Annotated in this window: 14 protein-coding genes; 3 read left to right on the top strand and 11 right to left on the bottom strand. The window is 36.2% G+C overall.

Annotated features, from left to right (window positions below; genetic code table 11):
- Positions 1–23 precede the first annotated feature (23 nt).
- From IGK96_RS02155 to IGK96_RS02130, 6 genes are all read right to left on the bottom strand, one after another.
- Positions 24–968 (bottom strand): 3'-5' exoribonuclease YhaM family protein, encoded by a 945-nt coding sequence (locus tag IGK96_RS02155; RefSeq protein ID WP_002373338.1) that lies wholly within the window; start codon positions 966–968, stop codon positions 24–26.
- Complete coding sequence (locus IGK96_RS02150; protein ID WP_438755779.1) at positions 965–3,676, bottom strand: ATP-binding protein; 2,712 nt, start codon at positions 3,674–3,676, stop codon at positions 965–967. Before IGK96_RS02150 ends, IGK96_RS02155 begins: the two co-directional genes overlap by 4 nt.
- Positions 3,673–4,908 carry a DNA repair exonuclease gene (locus tag IGK96_RS02145; RefSeq protein ID WP_002379104.1) on the bottom strand — a complete coding sequence of 412 codons (1,236 nt, stop codon included), beginning with the start codon at positions 4,906–4,908 and terminating at the stop codon, positions 3,673–3,675. Before IGK96_RS02145 ends, IGK96_RS02150 begins: the two co-directional genes overlap by 4 nt.
- 273 nt (positions 4,909–5,181) lie before the next feature.
- Positions 5,182–5,682: a S24/S26 family peptidase gene (locus IGK96_RS02140; protein WP_002419975.1), complete on the bottom strand. Its 501-nt coding sequence runs from the start codon at positions 5,680–5,682 to the stop codon at positions 5,182–5,184.
- Positions 5,679–5,951: a hypothetical protein gene (locus tag IGK96_RS02135; protein WP_002368006.1), complete on the bottom strand. Its 273-nt coding sequence runs from the start codon at positions 5,949–5,951 to the stop codon at positions 5,679–5,681. The genes IGK96_RS02140 and IGK96_RS02135 overlap by 4 nt, the downstream gene beginning before the upstream one ends.
- Positions 5,944–7,176 carry a radical SAM/SPASM domain-containing protein gene (locus IGK96_RS02130; RefSeq protein WP_080487735.1) on the bottom strand — a complete coding sequence of 411 codons (1,233 nt, stop codon included), beginning with the start codon at positions 7,174–7,176 and terminating at the stop codon, positions 5,944–5,946. The genes IGK96_RS02135 and IGK96_RS02130 overlap by 8 nt, the downstream gene beginning before the upstream one ends.
- A gap of 429 nt (positions 7,177–7,605) precedes the next feature.
- On the opposite strand from IGK96_RS02130, the gene IGK96_RS02125 reads away from it, so the two are divergent.
- Positions 7,606–9,168, top strand: a complete 1,563-nt coding sequence (locus IGK96_RS02125; protein ID WP_010713899.1) for an ATP-binding cassette domain-containing protein — start codon at positions 7,606–7,608, stop codon at positions 9,166–9,168.
- Between the two features lie 15 nt (positions 9,169–9,183).
- Positions 9,184–9,642, top strand: a complete 459-nt coding sequence (locus tag IGK96_RS02120) for a helix-turn-helix domain-containing protein (RefSeq protein WP_002368000.1) — start codon at positions 9,184–9,186, stop codon at positions 9,640–9,642.
- Between the two features lie 68 nt (positions 9,643–9,710).
- Here IGK96_RS02120 and IGK96_RS02115 read toward each other — a convergent pair whose 3' ends face one another.
- Together IGK96_RS02115 and IGK96_RS02110 are read right to left on the bottom strand one after the other, a co-directional pair.
- The gene (locus IGK96_RS02115) at positions 9,711–10,052 is read right to left on the bottom strand and encodes a YlbF family regulator (RefSeq protein WP_002355518.1); all 342 of its coding nucleotides are present in this window, start codon (positions 10,050–10,052) and stop codon (positions 9,711–9,713) included.
- Positions 10,053–10,114: 62 nt separating this feature from the next.
- Entirely contained in the window at positions 10,115–12,301 is a 2,187-nt protein-coding gene (locus IGK96_RS02110; protein ID WP_085442996.1) for a PBP1A family penicillin-binding protein, read from the bottom strand.
- 342 nt (positions 12,302–12,643) lie between these two features.
- Here IGK96_RS02110 and IGK96_RS02105 point away from each other — a divergent pair, with 342 nt between their 5' ends.
- Positions 12,644–13,507 (top strand): RluA family pseudouridine synthase, encoded by an 864-nt coding sequence (locus IGK96_RS02105; protein ID WP_002364824.1) that lies wholly within the window; start codon positions 12,644–12,646, stop codon positions 13,505–13,507.
- Positions 13,508–13,629: 122 nt separating this feature from the next.
- Here the strand turns inward: IGK96_RS02105 and IGK96_RS02100 are convergent, their stop codons facing one another.
- The 3 genes from IGK96_RS02100 to argR are packed head-to-tail and all read right to left on the bottom strand — an operon-like array spanning position 13,630 to position 16,205.
- A complete protein-coding gene (locus IGK96_RS02100) occupies positions 13,630–14,157 on the bottom strand; it encodes a GNAT family N-acetyltransferase (RefSeq protein WP_306297486.1) in 528 nt (175 codons plus the stop codon).
- Positions 14,158–14,207: 50 nt separating this feature from the next.
- Positions 14,208–15,716, bottom strand: coding sequence for a phosphoglucomutase (locus tag IGK96_RS02095; protein WP_002367996.1), 1,509 nt, complete (start codon positions 15,714–15,716; stop codon positions 14,208–14,210).
- A 33-nt stretch (positions 15,717–15,749) separates the two neighbouring features.
- Entirely contained in the window at positions 15,750–16,205 is a 456-nt protein-coding gene (gene argR, locus IGK96_RS02090; RefSeq protein WP_002355509.1) for an arginine repressor, read from the bottom strand.
- Positions 16,206–16,305: the final 100 nt, after the last annotated feature.

Genomic DNA, 16,305 nt, shown 5'->3' with positions numbered 1-16,305 from the left:
GGTCGATTGACCACTCCCTTTTTTTATTTATCTTTTGGAACATAGAAACTGCGGTTATCTAAACCAAAGATTCGTTCAGTATACTCCCCAGGTTGTGTTTGCCGAATGGCCCCTAGCATCATTTGAATGGATGCATCCATGGTATCAATTTGATGTAAGATTTCCGCTTCCATAATTCTTGGTCGCACAGGTGAGCCATATTCCAATAATCCATGGTGGGCTAAGACCATGTGCCGAAGAACGACAACGTCTTCTTCTCGATCATCAATTTTCAAAGCCAAACACGCCTTGGTAATTTCCTCATCCACCAAAACTAAATGACCAATTAAGTTCCCTGCCACCGTATATTCTGTCGTAATAGCGCCAGATAATTCTAAAACTTTTCCTAAGTCATGTAAAATAATCCCCGCGTATAATAGTGACGTGTTAATTTCAGTATATTCCTTAGCAATTGCTTTGCCTAGGCGCAACATTGAGACAGTGTGGTAAGCTAAGCCATTCGCAAAAGCATGATGGTTCCGTTTGGCTGCAGGAAATTCATAAAATTCTTGTTGGTATTTCGTCATGAGATAGCGCACAATACGATTCCAATGAGCATTGGTAATTTCAAAAATTACTTGATTGATTTCCTCGACCATCTCTTCTTTTTTCAAAGGCGCTCGTTCCATATATAAACTTGGCTGGCTTGGTTCCTCTGCTGTCGCTAAACGCATGTGTAAAATTTTTACTTGGGGTTTGTTTTGATAAACTTCTCGTTTCCCATTCAGTAAAACAACGTTTCCCGCAGTAAATCGTGTAATTTCATCCTCAGAGGCGTCCCAATATTTTCCGTCAATCGTGCCAGATGTGTCTTGAAAGGTAAAGGCAATAAACTTTTTCCCATTTTTAGCTACACGCACATCGGCATTTTTAATTAGAACAAATGATTCAAAAAGTTCTTCTACTGTTAATTCACGTAATTTTTTCACTTGACGCTTCCTCCTTCTAACGCAATTACTCTTTGTTGTAAGTCCTGATAATAGCTTACCATTTCTTGGTCAGAAGAAAAACAAATGACTTGCTGTTTTTGACCAAACTTAGTAAATAATTCAGCTAATTGGACTTTTCTTTGATGATCATAGTGTAACCAGCCATCATCAATGATAATTGGACAAATCAGTTGCTCGCCTTGGACTGCTAAAAAGGCAAAACGAACAGCCATCATCAATTGATCTTTAGTGCCAGTTGATAATTCATGTAAATAAAACATTTCTTGTTCTTTCGTCACCGCAACTAGTTGACCTTCGGCTACTTGGATTGATTGATAACGCTGATTTGTTAAAAGTGCAAAGTAGCTTGATGCATACTGTAATAAGCTGGGCAATTGTTGTTCCGAAAGCTCTGTTAATAGGTCCATTAGCAGTTGTCCCGCTAGTTGATACCCAGACCAACGTTGAGCTAGTTCTTTGATTTCCGCTTTTAAAATTGCTTGTCGTTGATACAACTCATCTAAGGTACCATCCGTCATTAATTGTTGTTTTTCATAAATCAGCGCTTGATACTGTTCTTGTATTTTATTTAACTGACTTTCTTCCAGTGCTTGTTGCTGCGCCAGTTGTAAAGAACGGTCTTTTAACGCTGCTTCTGTTACCGCTTCTGGAAACAGATTGCCTAATTGTGTCGCTAATTCTTGCCCACGACCAACTTGAGCTTGCTGAGTGGTCAGCTGTTGAATCCTACTTGGAACATCAGCGATTGATAGAATCCGATAACGAATTAGTAAAGGCTGAATTCGTGTTAATGCTTCTTGCTGTTTAGTTTTCAACTCTCGTAACTGCTGTTTGAGATAGCCATCTGCTTGATACTCCTGAGCAAAGCGAACCTTCTCCATTTCTTCAGCAAATCCTTCTAAAAAGTGTAACTTTTCGGAAAGGCTCTTTCCTTGCAAGGGTAAATGCGTCATCAATGGGAAGATTTGTTCTTCAAATACTTGGCGTTTTTGTTGATTTTCCTTCAATTGACTCATGAGTTCTTCATTTGTTTGAACAAGCAATAAATAGCGCGTAATCAATTCCCGCTGATTCATTAAAGTATCAATTTGTTGCATTTTTCCTAATTGATGGACTTGGGCTTGCTCCGCTACTGCTTGTTCAAGTTGTTCCACTTGCAGTTGTGCCTCACGTTCTTGATTCAGCGCCTGTTGGAACTGTTCATTTAAATAATCTAGTTGCGAAAGTTTTGTCTGCCACTCTTCTTTCACTTCATCAGAGGAAACTTCTTTTCTAGTGGCGTAGCTAAGCACTTCTTTCGCGATAAAACTAACTCCCACGAGAACTAGGCCCCATTTTAAAGGGCTTGGCAAAAAGAAACCGAGTAATGCAAGGATACTTCCTAGCAATAACCAAAGTGGTTGACTTGTTTTCTGCGCTTTTTGGGCACGCGTCGCTTCACCAAAAAATGCGGCATGCGCTTTTTCAAAATCCGTTAACTGGTCTTCCAGATTTTCAATTTGAGAAGTCAAGAATGCTTTCTGTTCTTGTCCTTTTTGAAGAGCTTGCGTATACGCAACTTGTTGTTGGCGCCACTTTTGAACGGTTTCGTTGTCATAAAAAAGCTGTGGTGGTCGTTCAGGCGACCATGACCATTCGTTCTCTAAAAGGACCATTTCTTGACGATTTTGCTCAAAGGTTTGGGTCATCCATTCCGATTCCGTCATCAATTGTTGCATATCATAGCGTTGATTCAACAATTGTTGAATCAATGCTTCTTGTTCTAGGTAAAAAGCATAGCCTTCTGGAACATCGAGCGCTTCTGACTGAAGAGATAACTCTTTGGTCAAACGTTGTCGTTCTTTGTCTAGGTACATATATTCTTGAAAGGTTTCTTCTAATTGAACTTGGTCTTCTTTTACTAAAACAACGTTCTCTGTTTCTTCAGGTAGTGACTGCCATTCTTCGTACAAGGGAAAGTGACGTTGCTGTTCCGCAACCTGTAACAAGTCCTGTTGCGTTTCTTTTAATTGCTGTTGCAGTGTCACTCGCTGTTGTTCTGTTTCGCGAATCGTTTCTTCTAATTGTTGAAAAGTTCGTTGCTGCGCTTCTTTCTCTTGAATTTGCTCTTTTAGTTCTTGATAAGCCGCCAACTTCTGATTGAGTAATGGCTGCTGTCCTTTACCTTTAAAGATTTTTTGTGCTTCTTTAAAGTACGCATTTCGGTAAGTCAAAAGTTGTTGACTACCAGAAACACCAATGGCTAACAAGGATGTTTGCAGTTCCTCTTCTGTCAACTTGTCACTCGTAATTAATTGTTCTTGTTGGAAAGTAAAAACCTCTTGAAATAACTTTTTCGTTAGCGGATGTAACATTTGCTGTAAGGTTTTTTCATCCCCCATTTGTTGTTGATAATAAATGATTGCTTGCCCTTTATTTTTTTCTTTAAAACGCTCGACTTGAACTTCCCCAAACACAGGATGTTCCAACCACAAACGACCACCATACGAACCACCATTTTTAGGTGCGTAATCGCGTTTTCTTTTGCCCTTTGTGGGAAAACCAAACAGCATTGCTTGAATGAATTGATACAATGTGGACTTGCCAACTTCATTTGCGCCGTACAGCAATTGATTACCAGATTCAAATGTAATTTTCTGTTGTTGCCATTTTCCAAAGCCCACAATCTCTACTGCAAGTAATTTCATAGTGGGTCCTCCTGAATAGTAAAGTCTTCATTAATTTGCTCATGTGCTAGGCGCAAGCTCTCTAATCGCCACTGCTCATCCATTGAAAAAATTCCAGCAAATTCTGGATAACGTAACAATTCCTTGGTGGTATCTTCAAAAATAACTGGATCTAAGTATGTTTTTTCTAATGCCGTTAATAAGTTGGGACTAGCGGCTAAATAGATCGGTTCTTTCGTTGGTTCCTCTGCTTGCAATATTAGGCGATAAACAAAAAAATCACCTTGCGTTTTTTGTAAAAGCTGCTGCTGTAAGTAGCTTAATAGTTCACCATTGACAATGGCTTGCACCACGGTCACATCCAAATGTTGCGTTTCTTTCAGTGTCAACGCCATCAATTGCTGTTGCTGATGCGCATGCCACTTCGTCAGCAAACTGGTTTCAAGATAAGACAAAACGCTTTGGGTGTCACGGCATTGCGCCAGAGATATTTCTTCATTCGTCCAATCTATTTCTGCGACTTTTTCAAATTGAACAGTCGCTTGATTTTGGGAAAGTGTGACCACTGCAACCCCTTGTAAAGACTGTTCTTTTTTCGTGTGCCCTTGAGGTGTTCCAGGATAAACAATTAGCGGTTGTTCACTAACAATTTGCGGCTGATGAATGTGGCCCAATGCCCAATAATTATAGCCAGTGGCTTTTAAATCCTTCCATGTAAACGGAGCATAATTTTGTTGCGCTTTCCGACTGGTGTCTCCATGATAAATCCCAATATGAATGTCAGATTCTGCTTGTTTGATAGGAAATTCTAGTGCTTTATTTTCATCAATCCAGGGATGCTCATAACTAAACCCTGAAACAGCCACTTGTTCGCCCGCTTTCGTTTCAAAATACAGTGTCTCAACCATTTCTTTTTCAAATAAAAAAACATTGTCTGGAAAAGAAAACCAATAGCGGTCTTTTTTATAGTAATCATGATTCCCAAATGTTAGAATCACAGGAATTTCTGCTTGTTTCAACTGTTCTAATGCGGCCATCAATTGGGCTTGCATTGAAATAGAGGTCTGACTTTGATGAAACGTATCTCCTGCAAAAATAACCAAGTCCACCGCTTCTCGAATGGCAACTGTTACGATATTCATCAACAATTGTTGATTAGCTTCTCTTAAGCGCTTCGCTAAGGCTGTCGGGATCCCAGTTAACCCTTCAAAAGACCGATCCATGTGTAAATCAGCTGTATGCAATAGTTTCATCGTTTCCCCTCCTTTTCTCCTTCCTTTATCATATCATTTTCTGCCAGCTTGGTCAGTAAAAACATACGAAAATTTGTTCGTTTTTTCAATAAAAAAAGAATCAGGTTAACTGATTCTGTCGAAAAAGCAAGTATTTAGATTGTCCGTTTCTTCTTATATTCATAAAAGTAAAATAGCTATAATTGGTAAGAATAATAAGTGAAAATTTTTATAAATGATTTCAAATTTAGGATTACTCTAAAAACAGGTACTAAAGTAGTCCTTTCTATAAGTTCAAATACTGAATATTGAATCAAATTTATTAAAAAAATCATTTTGGTTTTTAGGTAAATTATTGCTTAAATATCTATAATAAATACAGAATTCTTCTGAATCAACAGGTACCTCAAAGTTCACCAAATTTTCTAAATGTATCTCTCTCAATAGATTTTTAGAAAGAACCAAGATATTAAAATTGTCACTAATTTTTTCATTACTATATATTGCTCTTATTTTTATCTTCTCTTTCACATAGCTGTCATCTGCCTGATCCTCTATCACGCCTACAATTGAATTAGTTCTTACAGGGGGATCAAAATATTTAAAATTATCTCCTTTACATATGGCTAGACCTTCTCCTATACTAACTACTCTATGTGCAAAAAAGTTGTTGTATAGACTTTTTATTACAACAATTTTACCTGTACTTATTTCAAAGTTACTACATTGTGCTACTAAAATATCTCCCTCTTTATATGTTGGCAACATAGATACTCCTTCTGCAACAAACCTCATTGCCTCATCACCACCACATCATATTTCAATAGCTCTTCTATAAATGCCTTAATTTGTTCTCTTACTATATACATATTTTGATTATCTGTATCAAATTCTTTAGATAACCTAGACACAGCTTCATCAATATTCTTAAATTTTTTAGCTTCGATTCTATGAAAAATAAATATTGAAGTTTTATCTTCAAGCATAAAGCCATCCTCATTTAATGATATAACTAAAAACTCTCCTTTGTCTTCATAATTAATTTTTTCATTAATACTAAGCATGCTCTTTACCTCCATATACAAATTGATACATTTGTTCCAAAATCATTCCTTTGATTATTTTGCATTCCTCATTATTGATTACATTCGAAGAATCATCCTTTGACTTTGAATAATAATGATTTGCTCTACACGAGCCTCCACAAAGCAGTTTGAATGAACAATTTTTACACGGCTCCATACCAAGGGACGAATAAGAGAAGTGATCAATTTTTTTATTCTTAAAAATATAGTCTAGCGGTTCGGCTCTAACATTCCCTAAGTAAAAATCTTTTTGATCCAATAACTTACAAGTATAGACATTTCCCATGGGATCAATTGAAAATTCTCCGATACCTTGACCACAATGAACTTTAATTGTAAATGGATTTAAAGCTTTCTTGTATTTCATCGCAATCCGATTAATCTCTTTTCTTTCATCTTTTGTAAGAGAAATATCGTCAAATCCTCTACCCAATTTACAGAAAGTTCCAATATTTAAGTTTATTTTATGAGATTTTGCAAAGGTAACCATTGTATCAATGTCAGCAATATTATTTTTAGTAATTGTTTGATTAATGGCTAAATTTTTAAAGTTAAGTTTTATTAGATTCTCTAAAGCCTTTGTAGCAACTTTAAAGCATCCTCTTCCTCTATTGTCATCATTGTTATTTTCATTTAAAGAGTCTAAACTGATTGTAATTTTGTAACAACGTTCAGATAAAAACTTAGCTTGTTTGATGTTATAGGCTACTCTACCATTGGATATTAAGTTGCAGATAAATCCTTTTTTATATGCATTATCTAATATCTTATAGAAGTTCTTTTTTAAACCAACTTCTCCACCTGTAAAAACAATTTTTTTTACTCCAGCTACCTTTAACTGTTTAAAAATCTTATCATACTCTTCGTAATCTAATTCTCTACGTAGCTTTTTACCTGGACCTGCTTCAGCATAACAATAGGTACATTTTAAATTACATTCTTCGGTTACAACAATATATACCGTGCGTGGAATAGAGAAATTTTCTATTAATTTATGAAAATTCTCCTCTACTTCCAAGTCAGTGAAATCAAAGATTCTATACAATTCTATTTTTCTTAATAAGTCTTTTGAGATATCATGTCTATCTCTAGTTTTTAGATATTTTTCGAGAATAGGAAGTTCATTTTCTTCTATACCAATCCAACTACTAATAATTGGATTATGTACTATAACCTTGTTTCTATAAAAATAAAATTTTAACAAAAATTATCCTTCCCTTCTTTGTATACCTGAGAGCATTTAAACTTAAGCGTACATTATTAATTAAAGATAGAAAATTTAAGGAGCTAAGATTTATCGTTTCGTAATATTAAATGAAAAATTTGATTAAGTTACATTTCTTTATTCAAAATTGTTTTTTAAGTTCCAGTACCTACAAGGATTCCACACATACAGCCTAATTGAATTGTTTTGCCAATTTTTTTCAATTCTGGTTTATTAAATTTCATAGAAAATTCCTCCTCTCCTAAATAATCAGCTCCTTAAATATATTTCAAATAATACATGCTTTTCCTCATAAGGTCAAATATTTTCCTCTTTATTCAATATAATTTAGGAAAAACAGCGAAAATATTGATATCTATTATGAAATTATATACAATGTGTTTAAGTACGAAAGGGGAGTTGCAAATCATGGAAAAGATTATGAAAAAAAATAAAAAATTTGTTTTTCTAGTTAGTTTGACTGCTATAGTCACCACATTAACCTCTTTAATTGCACCAATTATCATTCAATATCTAACAAATAAAAAAAACCTTAATTCACAGGCAATGATCTATATTTTCTTAGCCATGTTATTGTCTTTAGTAATACAATTAGTTATCATGGTTTATAAAGAAAATTTTGCTGCAAGATTCAATTCCAATTACTTATTTACTCTAATTAATAAAATGATACACCTTAAGTATGACTCTTACATTACTCTTGAGCCAACCTATTTGATTAATCGTATTTTTAGTGCTGTGGATGCACTTTATTTATTTTTGATATCTAGCTTCAGTGTGACAATTAAATCAATTTTCACTATCCTTTTATCTTTACTTATGGTCAGTTATCTTTCTATTGAAATTGTTTTATTCATGGTTTTATTGATTCCTTTAAACTATTTTGGATTTAAGTATATAAATAAAAAATTAAAAGTTCGAATGGAAAACATGCAAAAAAATGCAGCTGTTGCAAACAAAAATTTAATTTCTACGTTATCAAATCAAGATGCTGTTAAAGCCGGTATTTCAGCTGAAATATTAGAAAATTTACTCTACGAAAAAATCAATTTAATGTATCAATCCGTAGCTAGTACTAATAAATTCGCTCAAAGCACTAGTAGTATTGTTGCTTTTATTAATCAAAGTTTCCAAACTTTTGTTTATATTCGAACAAGTATGTTAATTGCGGCAGATAACTTGCCCATTTCCAGTCTAATTATATTAAGTATCCTTTTGCCTTTGTTTTTTTCCTCTTTGAGTGAATTATCTAAAGTTACTATCGATTTAAATACTTTAACAACAGCAAATACATTTATAAAAGATAGTTTAGACAAAAATATAGAAAGAGATGGTGACATAGATATAGATGCTATTGCAAGCATCCAGTTATTTTTTCCAACATTCGAGATAGACGGCAACCAATTTCAATACAGGATCCAAGAAAACCTACAAAATGGGGATCGAGTTTATTTAACGGGAAAATCTGGAAGTGGTAAATCATCTTTATTAAAACTATTACTAAAGTTTCGAGAATCAGCAGGAATTATGATTAACGATTTACCAATCAATGCAATAAATAATAAAAGTTTGAGAAACAAAATTGCCTATTTGGCACAAGAACCAACAATACTCACAGAAACTTTAGAAAAAAATATTGGTATGGGAACGCCTCTATCCTATGAACAAAAACAACTTATTTTAAATACAGGCATTCTTAATCCTATTTTGAAAACTAAGGACTGGGAAACTGTTTTAACTGAAAACGGTAGTAATTTATCTGGTGGAGAAAAACAAAGAATTGCAGTCGCAAGACTTATTTTAGCGGATGCCGATGTTTATATTTTAGACGAGAGTACCAGTAATATTGATGAAGAATCCAGTCAAGCAATCTTTGAAACATTATTAGAATGTGTCAAAGATAAAATATTCATCTTTACCTCTCACGATAAAAAAAATAGTCAATACGCTAATAAAATTATAAATATTTAAAGGAGACTTCTAAATATGTTGTCTGTAGAACAATTAGCCCAAGAATTAAATGTGACCACAAGAACCATTCGAAATTATTTGAAAGAAGGAAAAATAAAAGGAACAAAAATTGGTGGACAATGGCGTTTCTCAGAACGAGATATTTATGATTTTTTAGGAAAATCAGATGATATCATTGTAAAGAACACCGCTATCGAATCTTATGTAAAAGATGTTCCACAAAACAATGAAGGCCTTGTAACATTGACTTTCTCACTTAACACAGAAAGTGATATTGAATTCGTTAAAAATAAAATACTAAAACATTTCAACTCTGTTTACGGTAGTAATCAGCAAAACAAAAGTTTTGAATATCAGCTTTTGCCTAGAAACCTTGTTAGAATTACCTTAATTGGCCCTCATGCTTACATTTTAAATTTTGGAAACTGGCTAACAAACTTTATAGAATTATCGATTCAAAATTACCAAGAGTAGCTAGCTATTCACAAAATTAAATAATAATAAACCCCCAGAGAAGCACTTGCTTATCTGGGGGTTTATTATTAATCGTTATACATATCACGCACAGGAGTCATGATAATTCGGTTTAAATCATTGACAACTAAGCTAAACGCTTGTTCTTTTTGCATTAATTCGTTGATAACTGCTGTTTCTTGCACTTTCGTTGCAATGCTTTGTGCTTTTTCAGCATCTTCATCCGTGAATTCTTCGCCGCGCATTTGTTTTTCTTGAAGTCCTTGTTGGAATCCTTGGAATTCTTTAAACAATGTGTAAGCTGCTTCGTCTGCTTTTACTTCTTCATACGCTGCTTGTAATGCTTTAAATTCGTCTAACTCACGTAGTTCACGTTCAATCTGATTGGCTGTATCATAAATGTTACTCAATGGAATCCCTCTTTTCTCAATAGTTTCATCTTTATTGTACCATTTCTCTTAGGTTTTCCCAACTAATTTCCTAATAAGCCTCCGAAAATTCCTTCAATCTTGTCTTTGACTTTTTTCGCGCCGTCTTTAATTTGTCCCCCAACTTCATTCAATGTATCTCCGAAATTGCTAGCGCCATCTTGAACAGAGTTTCCAAAATCTTTCAAGTTATCCCGCCAATTAGAATTGGCACCACCAGTTAAACTATCGTTGCTATCAACAACTTTCCCACCTGTGGCATAAGCATCCGCGACAGGAAATTGTGCTTGTTTGACTTGTGGCAAGATGCCACTGGCTTGACTGTTGAACACCTGAGAAGCATATGTGGCGCTACTACCTTCCAGATAATGGGTTTTACTGGTTTCTTGGAAGCCTAGCCAAGTAGCAATGACAACTTCTGGTGTATAACCAATCACCCACTGATCGTTCGTTTTACTACTATCGAAGTTGGTTTCTGTCGTACCTGTTTTACCAGCCATTACGTAGCCTGCTGGTTGTGCGTTGACCCCGCTCCCAGAACTAAAGACCCCTAGCAGCATACTTGTAATCCCGTCTGCAACATCTTTGGTAATGACTTGTTCTTTCTTGACTTTAGTATTATCAACTACAATTGCGCCAGTTGAGTCGACGATTTTTGTAATTAAATGCGTTTCAGTTTTATAGCCTTCATTGGCAAAGGCACTATAAGCTCCCGCCATAGTTAGTGGCGAAACACCCGTTTGTAATCCCCCAAGGGCTAAACCATAGTACCGATCTTTTTCTGATAATGGAATGCCAAATTTCTCTGTTTTTTCATAGCCTTTATCTAAACCAATTTGATGTAATAACCATACCGCTGGTAAATTTAAGCTTTCTCCTAAGGCTTGGTACATAGGAACTTCTCCACTGTACGTGCGGCTATAGTTTTGCGCTGGATAATAATCTTGTGGTTTATCTTCTAAAACAGAGTCTGGTTTATAGCCAGCCTCTAAAGCTGGTGTATAGACAGAAATTGGTTTTAAGGACGAGCCTGGTGAACGTTTTGTTTGCGTTGCAAAGTTAAAGCCTCGATAAACATGTTCCCCTCGACCGCCCACCAGTGCTTGCACGCCGCCAGTTTTCGGATCAATGGCTACAGAACCACTCTGAACCATGGCACCATCTTCTGCATTGGGTGGAAATAGTGCATCATTTTTATAAGTTGCATCCATCGCATCTTGATACCCCTGATTTAAAGAAGTGTAAATCTTGTATCCTTTATTTAAAATATCTTCTTCTTTAAATTTATAACGATTGACCGCTTCATCAATTACCGCATCAAAATAATATGGATATTTGTAACTATTTTCGTCGCCAACATAGGTGTCATTTAATAGATTCGCTAAGTTAACACTCGCTTCTTGATTGGCTTCTTCTTGAGACAGTTTTTTATTGTCGACCATAAGTTGTAAAACGGTATTCCGTCGCGCTGTGGCATTGTCAATGTAATCAATTGGGTTATAGATTCCTGGCCCTTTTAACATGCCCGCTAGCGTTGCGGCTTCCCCCACTGTAACTTGGGACGCATCCACGCCAAAATATTTACGAGCTGCATCTTGCACGCCCCAGACACCATTACCAAAATAAGAATTATTTAAATACATTGCTAAGATATCTTTTTTCGAATATTTCTTTTCGATTTCAATCGCTAAAAATAATTCTCTGGCTTTCCTATCTAACGTTTGCTCTTGCGTTAAGTAAGCATTTTTGGCTAATTGTTGCGTAATTGTACTTCCGCCACCACCGCCACCGATTTTCCCGAAGGTCAATTTTCCAACAACCGCACGAGCAATCCCTTTAATGGAATACCCTTTATGTTGATAAAACCCGCGATCTTCAGTTGAAATAACCGCATCTTGAATATAAGGAGAAATATTATCCAGTTCCACAAAAGTCCCTTTTTGTCCGAATAATTTTCCGACTTCTTTTCCTGATTCATCATAAACGCGTGTTGATTCACTTAGCCCCGATTTTAGGGTCTCAACGTTTGCGGACTTGGCTAAGTAAAATAAATAAATACTGGCACCTAAAGCGACTACCAAACCAATTAACAAGAAAATTTTATTGATTTGATACTTTTTCCAAATCCGCTTTCTGGCTTGATGGAATTGTATTAAATAAGGCTTTATCCACGTCCAAAAATGACGTAATCCGACACCGACTTTACTAAAAAATTGTTTAAGATTATCCATAGTACTCCCTCTGTTTACGTTTCTTGGCTAAGTCTACCATATTCTTGCAGGTACGACCTAGGTCTAAAGCATGAAAAATTCTTGAAAAACAATTTCAATGATCTTTTCGCTGTAGCAAAGGAAATATGGCCTTCACTAGAGGTAAATAATTGCTTACGCTTAGAAACGAGTCTTTATTTAGCCTCTATTCTATCATGCTTTTCTTCGTTTTTTATGTAAATTTGTTTAAGAATCTCTCAAGGAACTGCCTTTCTAACAAATTTCAGCTTTTTTTCCGTTCTGACTTGACCTTTTGAGTAGCTTTGTTACACTAAATAGCGAATCAGTGAAAGGTGGGATTTGGTGGAATATTCAATGAGATTACCTGAAAATTTTTCAACAATGACTGTAAAAGAACTATTAGAAAATGAGTGGCTAGTCCCTCGAAAAGTGCGCCATTTTTTACGCACGCGAAAAAATGTCAAAATCAATGGAGAAACAGCTGCTTTTCATTTTCCAGTCCAAGCTGGCGATTGTGTCACCTTAACGTTTGAAGAAACCGATTATGTACGTCCCACTATTCATTTGGGGGAAGCAACGCGTGTGAAGGTTCTATATGAAGATGAACATTTAATGATTGTAAATAAACCTTATGGCATTAAAACCCATCCAAATCAGCCACAGGAAACAGACACCTTGTTAAATCATGTTGCTGCCTATTTAGCTGAGAAAAATCAGGTCCCTTATGTCGTTCATCGATTAGATAAAGAAACCAGTGGTGCGATTGTCTTTGCTAAAAATCCTTTTGTCTTACCTATTTTAGGGCGTTTATTAGAAACAAAACAAATTTACCGCCAATATCAAGCGATTGTAGCTGGTCACTTTAACCAAAAAGAACAGACAATCAATCAGCCGATTGGTCGTGATCGGCATGATCGCCGGAAACGACGGATTGATCCTCAAAAAGGGGATTCAGCGATTACACATGTCCAAGTGGTCCAAGCTCTTTCTAATAATCAAACCGCAGTTACCTGTGTTTTAGAAACAGGTCGGACGCACCAAATTCGGGTCCATTTAGCTAGCGAAGGGCATCCAATTATTGGTGATCCGTTATACAACCCAAAATCGCAGGCAGCTCGTTTAATGCTCCATGCTTCACAACTTCATTTACTCCATCCGTTTACAAAAAAACAAATCGTTGTGACTGCAGCGCCTGGTCTATGGTAAAAAACAGAAGAAATCGGACGGTAACCGCCGATTTCTTCTGCTTTTTTATTTTACCGCACATTCACTGCTGAGAACGGCATATCTGCGTTTGCTTAGTGTCTTGGTGTTAAACAGTTCCTGAGCTAACTCTCAGCCTTAATCATTTGTAGCCACTCTTTTTGTAAAATTCCGTAATTGTAGATATCTAGCCATTGGCCATCTTGAAATAACGCTTCTCTATCAATTCCTTCTTTTTTGAAGCCTACTTTTTCATAAACATGAATCGCTTTTTGATTGTTACTATTGATAGCTAATCTGATTTTGTGCAAACCCAATTCATAAAAAGCAAATTTACAAATTAAAGACACCGCCTCAAAGCCATATCCTTGACCTCGTTGCTCTTTTTGTAAAATAGCAATCCCTAAATTGGCCCCTCTATTTTTCAACTGTACATCAGACAACGAGACCCAACCAATAAATTTCTCTGTCGTATTTTCTAAAATAGCAAATAGAAATCGATCATCTTCTCCTTTATTAATCGTGAAATCTTTCCATTCTTCAAGCCCCCACGGATGTAAAGCATCCCAGCTCAAATGCCGAAGCAATTCATTATCCCATTGCTGTTTTGCAATATATTCGATATATTCTTCTCTAAAATGAGAAAAGCCAATGTGTTTTCCTTTTAAGACATTTTACATAAGAACACCTTTAATTTCCTAGATTATTTTTCTATTTGCTGACTATCTATTTCCTCGTATTTTTGTAAAAAAGTGGCAATTTTTTCGATGACACACGCATTTTTATCGTTTTGGTCATTCTCTACCTGAAGAACAAGCAACGGTTCATGCAGACTTAAGCGTAGCAAAAACCACCCACTGCCATATTGACCAGACACGTTTCCTCGAACACCTTCTTGGTTTTCACGGTCCACAGCAAAGTCTGCTTGATTTTCTACAAACAATTCAAAGTCTCGCAAGACTTGTTGCCCATAACAAGTAACATCCTCCGCAGTAATTTTGAAGCGAAATTCGTTGGTTTCTGCCGGTTGCTTCAATGTAGCAATTAGATCACCTAACGTTTGATTATTTTGTTTCAATTCTGGTAACAACATTAAAATTTTTGCCACGACATATGCACCATCATCCAGATTGTAGTTTTCTTGAAACGCTGCATGACCACTGGTTTCAATGGCTAACGGCGTCTGAAAGCCCCCATGATTCAATTCAATCATTTTATTAATGACATTTCGGTAACCAGAAATATAACGAATCTGTTGGCCGCCTTTTTCTTCAATAAATGTTTTTAAATGACTTGAGGTTGGCGAATTTGTCACAATATAACTACCAGGCGCTTCTTTTAAAACGATTGCCGCTAAAACAGCAATTAAATTATTTCGGTTTAGTACCTCACCTGATTGGTCCACCACAGCCGAACGATCTACATCTGTATCAAAAATAATGCCCAAATCTGCTTGATTAGCTAAAACAGCCGTTTGAATACTTTTCATTGCTTCAGAATTATCTGGATTAGGTACATGATTAGGAAAATGCCCATCTGGTTCTAAAAACTGTGATCCCGTCGTATCAGCGCCCAAAACTTGAAGAACCTGCTCCGCAAAGAAGCCCCCAGCCCCATTACCCGCATCAACGATAATTCGAAAGCCCTGTAAAGGTTTCTCTTCGGGCGAATGAATTCCTTGGCGGATTTTTGCCACCAAATGTTCCGCATAAATTGGCAGTAACTCTTGCTTCATCAGCGTGCCATTTTCATTGGCTGTCAGCGGATCAGTATGAGATAAAATATACCGAATATCTTCTTTCTCTGCTCCACCTTCTGCTGTGAAGAACTTCAAGCCATTAAAGTAGTAAGGCAAATGGCTAGCTGTAATCATAATCGCTGCATCACATTGAAGCGTTGGAAATTGAGTAGCCATAAACATAGCAGGCGTCGTAGCTAAACCAACGTCAATCACCTGAATACCTAATGAAAGAAACGTATCTACTAATGCTTGCTTAATCGGCTCCGCCGTTAGACGACTATCATGTCCGATTGCAATTGTCAGGCGCTGTTGTGCCTTTCGTGGCAGCTGTTTTTTATCCTGTAACCAACGAACCACGCCCACCGCAATCTCGGCTACTGCTGTTGCGGTTAATGTTGCAGTTTGCTCTTCCGTATCCAAAGCAATTCCCCGAATATCCGAACCGTTTTGTAGCGCTTTCAATTCTACCAAGAAAAAAACTCCCTTCTATTGATGCTTTCAATTTTAAAAAATCATATTTTCGATGCGTTCGATAAAGTGTTCCGCATCCTCTTCTGAACGTGTAATCACAATAATCGTATCCGCACCAGCCACTGTACCAGCCACTTCTGGATAAGCTACTTCATCTAAAAAGTTACTCACCACATCGGCATTTCCCATCTCTGTATGCAAGATGACAATAAATTGTACTCGCTCCATTCGAACAACTGAATCTTTCACTGATTCTCGTAATTTCTCTTCACTGCTTGTGCCTTGTGCTTGAGAAAAAATTGCATATTTGACACGACCATCTGCACCATGTGTTTTAACAATACTCATTTCACGGATATCTCTTGAAACAGTCGCTTGAGTGGCTCGGACGCCAAGTTCTTCCAAACGAGTGATTAATTCATCTTGTGTTTCAATTTCTTGTTGCATAATTAATTGTTTAATCAAACGTTGACGTTCTGCTTTTTTCATATAGACCACTCCTCTCCATTCATTTCTTTTATTATATCCAAAAATGAGTAAAAATACAGGTACTTTTCACATTAAACTCTTTATTTATCTGAAAAAGACT

The organism is Enterococcus sp. DIV0682 (assembly GCF_051712685.1).
In the GTDB taxonomy this organism is placed as follows: domain Bacteria; phylum Bacillota; class Bacilli; order Lactobacillales; family Enterococcaceae; genus Enterococcus; species Enterococcus faecalis.
This window is presented reverse-complemented; position numbering and strand designations above follow the sequence as displayed.